Origin of the sequence: Acaryochloris marina S15 (assembly GCF_018336915.1) — a bacterium.
Lineage (GTDB): Bacteria > Cyanobacteriota > Cyanobacteriia > Thermosynechococcales > Thermosynechococcaceae > Acaryochloris > Acaryochloris marina_A.
This window is the reverse complement of the sequence record NZ_CP064923.1, coordinates 1,187,811-1,200,807: the sequence shown is the minus strand read 5'-3', so window position 1 is coordinate 1,200,807 and position 12,997 is coordinate 1,187,811. Positions and strand designations below refer to the sequence as shown.

Genomic DNA, 12,997 nt, shown 5'->3' with positions numbered 1-12,997 from the left:
CCCCCACGTCAGCCAAAGCATCAATAGGACAGCTCATCGCTCAGACAGATGTAACCCCCAGCATTTCACCACTGATGATCGAGTCGATCAAAGCGGGCATGCTGAACATATACACCTGAGCGACCTATCAGCTATGTCTGTCTCTGATACTGATATTTTGCAGCGATATGCCCAAGGCCACCGGTCCTTCAACAAGATGGATCTAGAGGCCTGCAATCTGAGCCTCCAAGATTTGAACCATGCTTCCTTTGCGAGTGCCAACATGAGCCATAGCGTATTGCACGGAGCCACATTTATTGGCACATCTTTTTGCCAAGCCAACCTTAAAGCCGCAGGGTTGATTGCTGGAGACTTAACTGGCGCTAATTTAAAGGACGCCGATCTAAGGGATGCCCTCCTAACAAATTCTGATTTCTCTGGGGCTGACCTCAGGGGTGCAAACCTTAAACGCGCCGTCCTCGCCCGTGCGGTCTTGCGAGGGGCCAATTTAAGAGATGCAGATTTACGGGAAGCAGACTTGCGAGAAGCCGATTTCACCGGGGCTGATTTATCAGGTGCACAGGTTAAAACTCAGGCCCTAGAAGAAGCCATCTTAAACGAAACCATCTTTCCCGACGGGCGCATCGTCAGTTTAGAGCAAGCCTAAAGGATCAGGGGTCGTAGGATTAACGGATCTATCGGTACTAGCCATCCCTGAGAATCTATTATCTGAGGAAGCTATCCACCAGCCACAGCATCACGAAGATCACACAACTCAAAATAGCTTGAGGCTGCACCGGATCGGTTTGTAATCCTGTTTGTAAGAGGGCAGAGCCGATCAGGGCACCTACACCAATCCCAGCCAAGGTTAACAGTAGTGCCCGTCCCAATTTCTGTTCTTTACGGTTCAGCCAGTAGAGACTAAAGCCAACCCCTAGGGCTAACAGAAAAGCCAGGGTATCTACCGATTGGGACAAAAGAGCAAACCCAGCCAGGGCCGTATAGCAAGCCCCGACAATGGTGATCTCTTGCATGTCGGGCTGATCAATCGATTGCTGCAGCCAGTTGGGCGATGGGCTCAGTTGGGGCATGCTAAGCTTCGGGGTCTTTTTCTCCGCCAAGCGTTCGGCAAAGCGAATGCCTTCAGGCACCTTAATCTTGCCTTCTTGACGCTTACGCAAGCGGTCCATCAGGACAGAATCATAGGCCGCTTCTGCGGTTTGTCGGCATTTTTCGTCTTCCTGATTCTTGGCAATGATGCGATCTCGGGCATTTTGGATATCTTCAAAAGATGCGTTTTCAGCAACTTCCAGGATTTCATAAGGGTTTTGCTCGCTCATGCGTTTTTCTTCCATTGCCCTAAACTCTTGCCGACTCACATTCTGGGTTATATCGGGAACGTTAAAAAACGCTCTCATAAGAATCTAACAATAAAGATTCACTTCTACACCCTAATACGCTTAATTTACTCTTGCACACAACTTTCAGATTCTCTTCTAACTCTGGGGGTGCAATCTGGGAATTTGATGTGAAAACTTAACATTTCAGGTTTAGAAGGGGGCTTCATCAACATTGGCTTGGGATTGCAAAAAATCTAGGAATTCCAGCAATTCCTGATCCGTCAAATGTTGGCGGGAAAGCTTGTTATAGGTTTGCTGCAAATGCCGCCGTCCTTGGGTGCTCGTCCATCCCAGGCGCTTCAGCTCCACATCGGTTTGAGCAATGATATCCGACAGATCTAGGGGTGAGCCTAGGGCGGCGGTATCGACTACAGGAGATCGAGGAGCTTTGCGTTTTGAAGTAGTCGTCTTCGATTTCTGTCGCCGAGCTGCCGATCGGCGAGGTGGCGCTTCTTCTTCCACAATATCTGGGGCCTGCAGGTCTTGCATTTGCAGGCCGGGCTCATCCCACTCAGGTGCCGCATCAAGGGCCCGATTCGCAAGGGCCTGCAGGTCTTCTGATAAAGATGCAGGCTGCAGACGTGCTGGATCCCGTTCACCCATTAAATGAGCCTGGGTTTCAAAAGTCGCTGCTTCTATACCCAAAACCACTAAAGCCCGGGCTCGGGCATGGTCTTCTGCCTCTTCTATCGTCGATGCAGATGACAGTCCTGTTGCTAAGGTTGTGTCCCCTACTTGAATCAAGGCACGAACAATGTAGTGGTCTGGCTCGGCCTTCAGTAACTCAGAGGTGAGACTCCCCGTTGGATATTGAGACCGGAACTGCGAGTACATCAACTGCCTCCCAGCAATCATCTCGACTGACGAGCCTAACGTTAGCATGATCCGCAAAATTGCGTCTCACTAAATTTTTCAAGCCCTGATAGCCTGCATTAATGACCAGAGTGTATTTTGAACTACTAAAAAATTTTCAAATTTTGTTTAGACTCTATTTTTGGATCGTCCATCAACCTCAACGTTGAAGATAGCTGAGTGGGTAGATGTCTTCACCCTGTTTAACCTAGCGTTGACTTATACAACTTCTGATTTCCTATACTTTAAAGGATAATCAGATGTGGCTTGCCAAAAGCCCGAATTATCTATCTCCTATCAGCCATCTTCAATTGGACGCTGAATTTTAAAAGCTGGGTAACTTTAAAACAATAAATTTAAATCACAAGATCACCATCGACGTTTTGAATCAGTAAATAATAAAGAAATGTTAATTCAATCCTCTTCGCCTGGTGTGACAAAACCGATTCGCAGTCATTTTGAGCGACAAGTACAAGTTATCCAAGGTGATGTCTTACGAATGGGGGCATTAGTGGAGCAATCTTGTCGTTTTGCCCACACTGCTCTGTTTGGGCGTGATTTATCGGTGGTAGATACCCTCGCTAAGCAAGACAAGCAAATTGATCAGTTTTATAGACAAATAGAAGTGCAGTGCCTGCAGCTCATCGCGTTGCAGTCCCCAGTTGCCAGTGACTTAAGGCTGATCGGCACTCTGATGCAGCTCATTCGTGATTTAGAGCGGATTGGGGATTATGCTGAAGACATTGGCGAAGTTGCCGTTAAGTTATTTCCTTATCCAGTCGCCACTTACATGCCCGAGATCGAGCATATGTCGGAGCTCTGCCAAAGCATGTTAGCCCTGAGTTTATCGGCCTTAACCCAACTCGATGCTGAAGTTGGACTCCAAGTCAAAGTCGAAGACGATGCCGTTGATGACTGCTACGACAATTTATACGAGGTCCTAGCCAGCCAATCTAACTCGGGTTCGACGGAACCTTTGCTCCTGTCGATGTTAGTGATTCGATCCTTAGAAAGGATGGCCGATCATTCCACGAATATTGGCCAAAGAGTGGCTTTTATTGTTACCGGAAAGCGGTAAGGATCCGAATTTTCTAAATCTTTAAAAATTGAAGCTTGGTATCAGGAACGCATTGACAAATTTCGTTTGACAGTTGTTCCACTGTGAGGAACGATCAATAAGGCATACAATGTTCATAGGGCGCTTCCGGTTTTTACACTCAAGCACTCGATGCTCTAACTGTTTTGCTGCAGTTCCGTCAACGTCTCAGAGTCAATGCTGCCATCGCAAAAAACGGATCCAGGTTCATTACAAAACCTAATCCTTTTCTAAACAGCATTCTCTATCCCCTTAAGTTTGCTAGACCATTGCTTAAAGGGCCATGAGCTGAGATTTTTTTGGTGGGCATGAGCATTGGTGACCTAAGCGGTTTAGATCATGCTAAATCTTCTCAAGCTATTCCCTCCAGGAGAACAGATGCTCCTGGTGTTATGGCTAGAACGATAAACAAGATTGGCACTGAGTTGAAGCCGGGCCCTAGCCACAATGAAGGACTAAAAGTTGCATGGAATTTTCGATTAGTACTCTGCTGAACAACTTTGCAGATGATAAGTTACTCGCTCCAAAAGCTTTAGAAAAGAAATTAGATTGCCAGGCTTCTGATGGCATCAGACAATTGCAAATCACCTTAGAAGCCCTGGAGAAAGTCGGTATCCTCACCAAAGAACGGGGTAAATATAAGCGTCTTCCAGAAGAAGGGGTTGTCGAGGGCAAACTTCGCTGCTCCAGTAAAGGCTTTTGTTTCGCCATTCAAGATCAAGACGATACAGAAGATATTTATATTCGAGAGAGCCAGCTCAATACGGCTTGGAATGGTGATCGTGTCCTCGTCAAAGTCACCAAGGAAGGACGCCGCCGCCGCAGTCCTGAAGGTGAAGTCCGACTCATTCTGGAACGCTCTAACCCATCCGTCATTGCCAGGGTCAAAAAAACAGAAGCGGGGGAATATCGAGCTGTTCCCCTCGATGATCGCCTTTTATTTGAACTTGCTCTCCACCAAGAAGCAGATGGCCCCGACTTAGAAGCGGCCATTGATCAGCTGGTGCATGTGGAGATTGTTCGCTACCCTCTAGGACAGCTTTCCCCCCTAGGCCGGGTCACTCAGGTCCTAGGCAGTGATGCCCAATCAGCGGCTGATACAGAGCTAGTCTTTTGTAAGTACGATTTGCCTCGTTCTTTTCCTGAAGATGTTTTAGAAGAGGCTGAAGCGCTCCCGAAAAAGCTGCGAAAAGCCGATCAGAAAAAGCGGGTGAATCTGCTTAAGGTGCCAACGTTTACGATTTGCGATCGCACCCCCAATCCCACCCAGCTAGACCATGCCTTTTCCGTCGAAAAATTAAGAGGCAACAAATGGCGAGTAGGCGTCCATGTCACCGACTTAGTCTATTACCTCGATGCAGACTCCTCCATCGAACGCCAGGCCAGCCAACGCAGTGCCTCCATGTTCCTGGGTGATACGGCACTGCCCCTTTTCCCAGAGACCTGCATCGAGCGTATTGGTGCCCTCACCGCTGACAAAGATCACCTCACCTTTTCTGCATTGGTTACGCTGAATAACGATGGGGAAGTTTTAGAATTCGAAATTCAGCCCTCCGTGATTCATGTGGATCAACACTTGGCCTATGAGCAAGTGCAGGACATTCTGGATGGAGATAGCAAAGATAAGCCCCTCGCAGATGCCATTAAGCTATTTCAGACGGTCAGTGAGGCCCTGAAAAAGCAACGCTATGAACGCGGTGGTTTTGATCTATTGCTATCCACCGCTCCTCCCCAAGTCATTGGGGACGAAGGAGATCTAGGGGCAGTCATCTTAGCGCCACCCGCCCAGGCCCACAGTATCGTGGCCGATCTGTTAGTCCTCGCCAATCACCTTGTTCTTTCGCATCTACAAGAATTGGCTATTCCAGGGGTCTATCAAATTCAAGCCCCACCCGATGCTCAGGATCTCCAAGATCTGCTCAAGCTATCTGACAATATTCAACTTTCATTGAGCTTGCAGCAGGAAGACACCGTCCAACCCCAGGATTTCCAAACCTTTAGCCAGACCTTTCAGACTTCAGAACGCTCAGCCATCCTGTTTGAGCTACTGCAAACCACCCTCAAGCCCGTCCAGTACAGTGCGGTTTCAGGGCCCCATTTTGGCTTAGCTCTCGTCAACAACTATGGCCACTTCACCTCTCCCCTGAATCGATATGGCGATTTGCTCAATCAGCGCATTTTGCATGCCGTCTTTACGGAAGGGCGCGATCGACGAACCTCCCGTGCCAAGGAAAAAGTGGACTTACGCCATAGCTCTTGTCATGGACAGATTAGCTGGAATGTCTTACCCCCAGAAACTCAGCGGCACTTAGAAGCCCTGATTACGGATGCGATTCCCCAATTGAATGAGCAAGCCGACCTAGCACGTCAAGCTTGTCAAGATCTGACCGGGTTGCAAAAGACGAAGCAAATGCAAACCCATACGGGCGAAGTGCTGCAAGGCATTATCACCGGAATTCAGTCTTATGGTTTCTTCGTGCGCATTGAAACCCTAATGGTTGAAGGGTTAGTGCATGTTAGTTCCCTCAAAGATGATTGGTATGAATACCGATCTCGCCAACAAACCTTAGTTGGCCGCAAAAATCGCTGTCAGTATCGTTTGGGCGATCGCGTGGATGTCGAGGTCAAGAGCGTCGATTACTATCGCCAACAAATTGACTTAATTGTCGTCGGTGGCGGTAGCGAAGCCCCTGAAGATGAGGTGACCGAAGCCCCCATCAAAGTGAATGGTAATGGTAACGATGAAAGCGATCTCCCAGATGAAACTGAGGAGGAATAGCTCCGACTGATTGCACGAAAGCCCCCACTCGATCTAGCAAGCGCTAACATGAATGCCTTAGAATTTTTCCAACTCAGCGAAGGCCGGTGGCGATCCCATCGCATTACTCACCATTTGCTCCTCCGCCGGTCCGAGTCAGGAAATACGGAAATCGAGGTTCAGGTCTTAGCCCCAGATGACCCCAAAGTCATCGAAATCTGCCAGTTACATGATGCTCAGCCGCACCTGGCCATTGGGGGATGTTTTGTGCAGTGGCGAGGCGCAATGGCCTGGGATCAGGATGAAGACGATCCCCATCGGGGGTCGACGGTATTTGTGTTGGTCCCCCATGAGGGCAGCGATAACTCCGGTCAGTTACTGCGGGAGCGGGGCTATGCCGAGAGTGTTCCGGTCGTGGGTCAGTATCAGGTGGATGCTCAAAACGGCCTAGTCTTAACCACCGAATATGACACTATGAGTTCTCAAGAACGGTTTTGGTTTGCCAATCCCAACTTGCGGCTACGGACTACGACAGTCAAAAGCTTTGGTGGATTTAACACTACCTCTTTTTGTGCGGAATCGAAGCTCAGGGATCAGATGGCCACTGCCCCCACGCCGGAGGCGCCCCAACTGCAGCCCCTCCACTCTTGGTTAGGGTGGTAAACCTAGGCTTGAGCTGGCAGTTCCAAAGAGTCCGCTTCATCTGCCGCACTTCTGGCTAAGTCGTCACGATAAACGTTGAGGTCAAACCAGAAGGTCGTACCGATGCCTGATTCGCTGATCAAATGGACACTCGCATGATGTTTGTCCAGGATATTCCTGACAATAGAAAGTCCTAGACCCGTTCCTTCCAAGGTATGGACTCGATTTTCAACCCGGTAGAACCGATCAAAGATAGCTGCTTGATCATCCGGCTCAATCCCAATACCCGTATCAGCAATTTCTACCCGAATTTGACGGGTTTGTTCCGCTAGAGGATAAGCCCGAATCATCACTTTTCCTCCGTTGAGGGTGAATTTGAGGGCATTGCCAATCAAGTTCGTCAAGACTTGCAGGAGCAAATCATAATTTCCCCAGATCGGTGCAAGATTCGTCTGAATATCATAACTAAGCTCAATCCCTCGATCGCGAGCCGTCAGTTGATAGGTTCTTAGGGTTTGCTCCACGGGCTGGAGTAGATCAACGGCTTCAAATCGGTATTGCTTGCCCGACTCCAGCCGAGACAGATCCAACACATCATTCACGAGGCGAGTCAGCCGATCCGTTTCACGATTGGCCGTATCTAAAAACTCTTGGCGGTCCTCGACACTCAGGTCATCGCCATAGTCATGGAGGGTTTCAATAAAAGATTTGATATTGAATAAGGGGGTTCTGAGTTCATGGGAAATATTGCTAATAAATTGGCTCTTAGCTTCATTAAGCTCCACTTCCCGAGTAATGTCCTGCACCGTCATGGCGATCCCTTTGACCTTCTCCCGCTGCTGATCCAGCACCGTCGTCAGCAAGATGCGCACTGTTCGAGGAGTCGGCCCAGTTAGGGTAATCCGAAACTCGCTGCCTTCTTGTCCAGCAGCACTCTGGTAGAGCGGACGCGTTAACTCAATCTGTACAGGCTCTGGCAAATGATTGAGGACATTCTTACTCACCACCTCGCTATCCCAATTGAATAAACGTCGAGCAGTGGGATTCGCCAGAATCACGGCTAAGTCCGTATCCAGTAGCACAGCCCCATCCGCAATGGTTGACACTAGGGTTTCCAGCTTCGCTTTCTGGGCTGTCAGCTCCTCAATATTTTGCTCCTGATAGCGTTCTAGCCGTTCAGCCATATCATTGAAGCTGAGAATCAGTTCTCCTAATTCTCCGCCAAAGGGTAGGTCAACACGCTTTTTGAAGTTCCCGGAGGCAATCGTTTTTACCCCGACTACCAGCTCTTTAATCGGGTTGGTAATAATTAGAGCGTTAAACACGGCCCCCAGGATCACCATGACCCACAGGATGATAAACACAGCAATCGTGACATCGCGGGTTAAGTGGGAAGAGGTAACAGCTGTGGGGTTGGGGTTGATGCCAATCGCCAACACACCCAGATATTGTTCCTCTTGCAACAGGGGAACAAATACATCTGTCACCTCACCGTCTGGGGTGGAGTGCTCCCGCACCATCACCGATCCAGCCGTGGGAATAAAGTTTTCAGGCAACTGCATCAGCCGCTGCAAGGTCAAGGAACTATTAACCTGAGTTTCGGAATAGGGAATACCGTAATAGATGCGGCCTTCCTCGTCGGCATAGATCATGTAGCGAATGCTAGAGGTGCGGCTATAAAACTCCCGCGATAGTTTGGCTAAGTCACCATAGTTATGGTCCGCCACCAAAGGAGCCACGTTAGATGACAAGAGTAACCCTAAGTCTCGACCAAACCGATTGTCTTGCAGGCGAGCATCTTGCTGAATGCTATTCACAGCCCAAAACGTCAGGGAACTCATAAGTAAGGACACCACAAGGGTTGCAGCGACCATGAGCCGAGTTTGAATATTGGAGTCGGCCCACCAACTCACAATAATTTTTCTGAATCTTTCAAACAAGAGCTGAATCAAAACAGAACCTAAATGGACTTAAACAGTTAAGGCACACTCCTCAGAGAGTTCATCCGTAGGGCATTCATTCGAATATGGGTGTTCTTAGAATAATGATCCCACGTATTTTATTTTGGCATGATCTTCAACATCCCTGGAGAATAGCTGAGCTACGACCGATGATTTAAAGCGTTGTCTTGAATTTATATCTGCCAGAAATTCCAGTAGAAATTCGCGAATTGACCTATTCACAATAATTACGAGGTAACATCGTGAATACGATGAAATTCTCAGTCCCTCGTCAACAGCTCTATCATTTGCTCCGCCAATCGTCTGAGCCAGATTTGGCTGCGGCTGCACTTTATATTGCCCAGGAAGAATATCCTGCTTTAGACGTTGCAGAATATCTCAATGCTTTGGACACGATGGCGCTGGAAGTTGAGGAGCGACTGCCAGCTGATCCATACCCGTTAAAAGTTCTGCAAACTCTGAATCGTTATCTATATGAGGATCTAGGCTTTACCGGAAACAGCCAACATTACTACGATCCCCGCAATAGCTTCCTCAACGATGTCTTAGATCGGCGGTTAGGCCTTCCCATCACCCTATCCCTGGTCTATATGGAGATTGCCCGTCGTATTAACTTCCCCATGGTGGGGATTAACTTTCCGGGACACTTTCTCATTCGTCCCCATCGAGACGACATGAATATCTTTGTCGACCCTTTCTATCAGGGGGAGATTTTGTTTGAGCAGGACTGTTGCGATCGCATTACGCAAGTCTTTGGGCATCCGATGGATTTGCGACCTGAATTCTTTAGCGTGGTAAGTCCACAGCAGTTTCTTGTGCGGCTATTGAACAACCTTAAACAGATTTATTTGAATGACAATCAATTGGAAAAATGCCTCAGCACTTCCGAGCAAATTCTGCTCGTTGATCCGCAGTGTTATAGTGAGCTGCGAGATCGGGGTATCTTGTACTATCATGTAGGCCGTTGGTCTGAAGCCCGACAAGATTTACAGGATTTTTTAGCCCAAAACCCTTCCCCTGAACACATTTCTTTAGTGCATAAGCTGCTTAATCAAATGAACGAATTTTCCTAACATGGCGAAGAGTCTTTTACAATAGGTATTGTTTCTTACGTCACGAATCGGTTCCCCTACTTTTGGACATCCACGATTCACCTAACCTCTGACTTCCGCTGATGCAACACGTTTGTTCTACCTCTACCGACCTAGTTTTTGCTGGTTTTCATGCCCTCGCTGACCCTCTCCGTACTCACGTTCTAGAGCTACTCCGCCACCGAGAACTCTGTGTGGGTGAGTTATGTGAGTCTCTAGATATCAATCAGTCTAAGCTCTCGTTCCATTTAAAAGTCTTGAAGGATGCTGAATTAGTCCATACCCGTCATGAGGGACGCTGGATCTATTACAGCCTTAATTTGGCTCAGTTCGTTGTTTTAGAGCAATATTTGGCTGAATATCGTCGAAATTCAGAAATTATGCCCCCTCGAATGTACGCCTCTCCCACTAATCCATAGATATTTTCCAGACACAACACTAGTTTTGATGGGAATAGATCAAGCATGACTCAGTCAGCTCACGGTACGCTGCACATGGAGTGGCTGACTACTTCTACTTTTATCGTAATTCTGCGTAATTGACTCTCGAAGTGTTGATCACCCAGCCAAAACAGTTCGTACCGATCAGGCCGATCCCTTGATTGTTTATGTCTCAGATTCACGACCCGTTCAACCACCAGCGGCAAGCCAAACGGGTCGTGGCACAGCCTTAGGGAGACAGCTGGGCTTTGGTTTTCTCCGTCCTCGCCTTTGCCTGTTGCAGGGTTTGGCTGCGTTCTACCAGTTGCATAAAGGCAGTCCGATAGCCTTGGGAATCCTTCCCTTTGGCTTGTTCTGCTAGATCCAACACCTGGTTAAAGGTTGAGTCTCCTTTATATTCTGAATCCCGCAAGACCATGCCATACATGGCCACGGCGGCTGAAAATTTGAGGTTGTCGGTTGCAGCTTGAATCGAACGAGTCTGATCTGCGATCGCAGTACTGATCAGCTTACTCTTACTACCCGTGGGTTGCTTGTACCGCAGCTTTAGATTCATTAGATCTGAGCTACTGCTGCTGGCAGTTGGCTTTTGGAACTTCAGCGGATCGATATCAGGCAATTCGACATTGCTGGTCACCCCTGTAGGTACGACCTCGTAGAGGGCCGTAATGGTGTGACCGGAGCCTATCTCACCAGCATCTTTGCGATCATCGTTGAAATCCTGATCCCGCAGCAGGCGATTTTCATAACCAATCAGGCGATAGGCTTGGACTTTTTCAGGGTTGAATTCCACCTGAATTTTGACGTCCTTGGCAATGGTGAAGAGGGTTCCTCGCAGATCGTTGACGAGCACTTTCTGGGCTTCTAGCAGCGTATCGATATAGGCATAGTTACCATTGCCTTTGTTCGCCAGTAACTCCATTTTGTTGTCTTTATAGTTGCCCGTGCCGTAGCCTAAGACCGTCAGAAATACGCCCCGATCTCGCTTTTGCTCAATCAGACGCTCTAGCTCTGCATCGCTGGATTGGCCGACATTAAAGTCACCATCTGTCGCTAGAATCACTCGATTATTGCCGTTTTTCAGGAAGTGGCGCTCGGCCATATCGTAGGCCATCTTAATTCCAGCTGCTCCTGCCGTGGAGCCACCTGCCTCTAGGCGATCGATAGCATTCATAATGGTGGCTTTTTGCGTACCGGGTGTGGACGGTAAGACAATGCCAGCCCGTCCGGCATAGACGACTAAACTGACCCGATCTTGGGGCTTGAGTTGATGGACGAGTAAGCAAAGAGATTTTTTAACTAAGGCTAGTTTATTGGGGCGTTTCATAGACCCCGACACATCAATCAAAAACACCAAATTACTGGGTTGTTCTTGTTCTAGTTCCTTGCCTTTGAGGCCAATCTGCACGAGCTTATGCTGACTATTCCAAGGGGCAGTCGCCACCTCAGTACTCACAGAGAAAGGCTGATCGCCTTTGGGAGCCGCATAGTCGTAATCAAAGTAGTTAATCAGTTCTTCTAGACGCACCGCATCTTTGGGCGGGAGTTGGCCTCGGCTAATAAAGCGCCGTACATTGCTGTAGGAAGCCGTATCTACATCAATGGAGAAGGTGGACAGGGGCGTACGCTGAGGTAAAAAGAACGGATTCTCGTTGATGCGCTTATAGTCTTCGGTGTTGAACGTGCCGGGTAAGTGACGGCGATCTTTATCCTGAAATCGAGGTTTAGGAGCTGGAGCAGCAATGCTGGTGGGCGGTGCAATCGACTTGGCACGTCCGATTTGGTCACGGCTGAGTTTGGATTGGGCAGCGACTTCATTCGCTGGGGCTGGAGCAGGCTGTGCCCCTGTAAGGGCAGGGGGACGGCCAGTCGGTTGAGGACGTCGGGATGAAAATCCAAACCGTCGATCCCCCGGCTTACGGGGTTGATCCACTTGGCTGAGCTCTGTAGCATAGTCTTGCTGTAAGCGTTTGAGAAGAGTCGCATCTGCGGAACTCAAAGCCTGATCCTGTAAACGCTCTAAGCTACGAGCCAGTTGGACCAGACTTTGGGCAAACTCGGCCCGGGATAGCCCTAACTCAATTTCTACAGGGGTGCGTCCCAGATACTGTTCATAGAGCTTGCGCAATGCCTCGACATCTTTATGGGCTGGCAGCAGTAGGGACTCAGCATTGCACCCCTTGATTCTAGTTTGGGGTTGTGATTTTGCTTGGGCAATATTGAGTGGCTGGCATGCACTCATCGTCACCAGTAAGGCGGCGGATAGTGCACCCGACCGCTGCCAATTAAATTGCTTCATTGCATCCTTCTCCTCAATTCCAAGGGGTTCCAGCATAAGTCTGGAGTGATTTCATCCTAGTCGCTGAATTTAGGATGACCCGCCTCGTTTCCAAAATTGAAATGGCTCAGCATGTTACTGTCCAACTTTGAAATGCAAATGAACTCGTCTGGGATACTGCAACCACAAATCCCAGGCCGGAATAGAACTGGACATTTTCATGACGTTGATCAAAGTCTTATACCAAGCTGTGCCTGAAGGTGTAACTCTCAAACTCGTGAAACCCAATACTGAGTTGGCTTAGCAAATAATTAGAATTACACTCTTAGGTGCTAATTGGTATTAGCAGATGATGCAAGCTGGCCCGATATTCGTCGAATTTGGTTTTGAAGGTATTTCGTCACCCTATATCTCTCCAGACCAAATATGGGATCTGTTGGAAACCCTCACAAACTACAAACCGTCAAAAAGGGACCAGGTTTTTAATTCCAACCTTTGCT

10 protein-coding genes are annotated in these 12,997 nt (G+C 48.5%); 6 read left to right on the top strand and 4 right to left on the bottom strand.

Features of this window, described 5'->3' with window-relative positions:
• Positions 1–133: 133 nt before the first annotated feature.
• Positions 134–646, top strand: coding sequence for a pentapeptide repeat-containing protein (locus I1H34_RS06260; RefSeq protein ID WP_235107565.1), 513 nt, complete (start codon positions 134–136; stop codon positions 644–646).
• 58 nt (positions 647–704) lie between these two features.
• Here the strand turns inward: I1H34_RS06260 and I1H34_RS06255 are convergent, their stop codons facing one another.
• Both I1H34_RS06255 and I1H34_RS06250 read right to left on the bottom strand, forming a co-directional pair.
• Positions 705–1,397, bottom strand: coding sequence for a CPP1-like family protein (locus I1H34_RS06255; RefSeq protein WP_235107564.1), 693 nt, complete (start codon positions 1,395–1,397; stop codon positions 705–707).
• 132 nt (positions 1,398–1,529) lie between these two features.
• The gene (locus I1H34_RS06250) at positions 1,530–2,213 is read right to left on the bottom strand and encodes a hypothetical protein (RefSeq protein ID WP_212664838.1); all 684 of its coding nucleotides are present in this window, start codon (positions 2,211–2,213) and stop codon (positions 1,530–1,532) included.
• 424 nt (positions 2,214–2,637) lie between these two features.
• Between I1H34_RS06250 and phoU the strand changes: the two genes are divergently transcribed.
• The 3 genes from phoU (at position 2,638) to I1H34_RS06235 (ending at position 6,748) form a co-directional block, all read left to right on the top strand.
• Positions 2,638–3,309 carry a phosphate signaling complex protein PhoU gene (gene phoU / locus I1H34_RS06245; protein WP_212664837.1) on the top strand — a complete coding sequence of 224 codons (672 nt, stop codon included), beginning with the start codon at positions 2,638–2,640 and terminating at the stop codon, positions 3,307–3,309.
• A 484-nt stretch (positions 3,310–3,793) separates the two neighbouring features.
• Positions 3,794–6,106: a ribonuclease R family protein gene (locus I1H34_RS06240; RefSeq protein ID WP_212664836.1), complete on the top strand. Its 2,313-nt coding sequence runs from the start codon at positions 3,794–3,796 to the stop codon at positions 6,104–6,106.
• A 48-nt stretch (positions 6,107–6,154) separates the two neighbouring features.
• A complete protein-coding gene (locus I1H34_RS06235; RefSeq protein WP_212664835.1) occupies positions 6,155–6,748 on the top strand; it encodes a phycobiliprotein lyase in 594 nt (197 codons plus the stop codon).
• A 2-nt stretch (positions 6,749–6,750) separates the two neighbouring features.
• Here the strand turns inward: I1H34_RS06235 and nblS are convergent, their stop codons facing one another.
• Positions 6,751–8,601, bottom strand: a complete 1,851-nt coding sequence (gene nblS, locus I1H34_RS06230) for a two-component system sensor histidine kinase NblS (RefSeq protein WP_235111170.1) — start codon at positions 8,599–8,601, stop codon at positions 6,751–6,753.
• Positions 8,602–8,939: 338 nt separating this feature from the next.
• On the opposite strand from nblS, the gene I1H34_RS06225 reads away from it, so the two are divergent.
• Both I1H34_RS06225 and I1H34_RS06220 read left to right on the top strand, forming a co-directional pair.
• Complete coding sequence (locus I1H34_RS06225) at positions 8,940–9,761, top strand: SirB1 family protein (RefSeq protein ID WP_212666163.1); 822 nt, start codon at positions 8,940–8,942, stop codon at positions 9,759–9,761.
• A 101-nt stretch (positions 9,762–9,862) separates the two neighbouring features.
• A complete protein-coding gene (locus I1H34_RS06220) occupies positions 9,863–10,198 on the top strand; it encodes an ArsR/SmtB family transcription factor (protein WP_212664833.1) in 336 nt (111 codons plus the stop codon).
• Between the two features lie 250 nt (positions 10,199–10,448).
• On the opposite strand, the gene I1H34_RS06215 is transcribed toward I1H34_RS06220, so the two are convergent.
• Positions 10,449–12,518, bottom strand: a complete 2,070-nt coding sequence (locus tag I1H34_RS06215) for a vWA domain-containing protein (protein WP_212664832.1) — start codon at positions 12,516–12,518, stop codon at positions 10,449–10,451.
• Between the last annotated feature and the right edge of the window lie 479 nt (positions 12,519–12,997).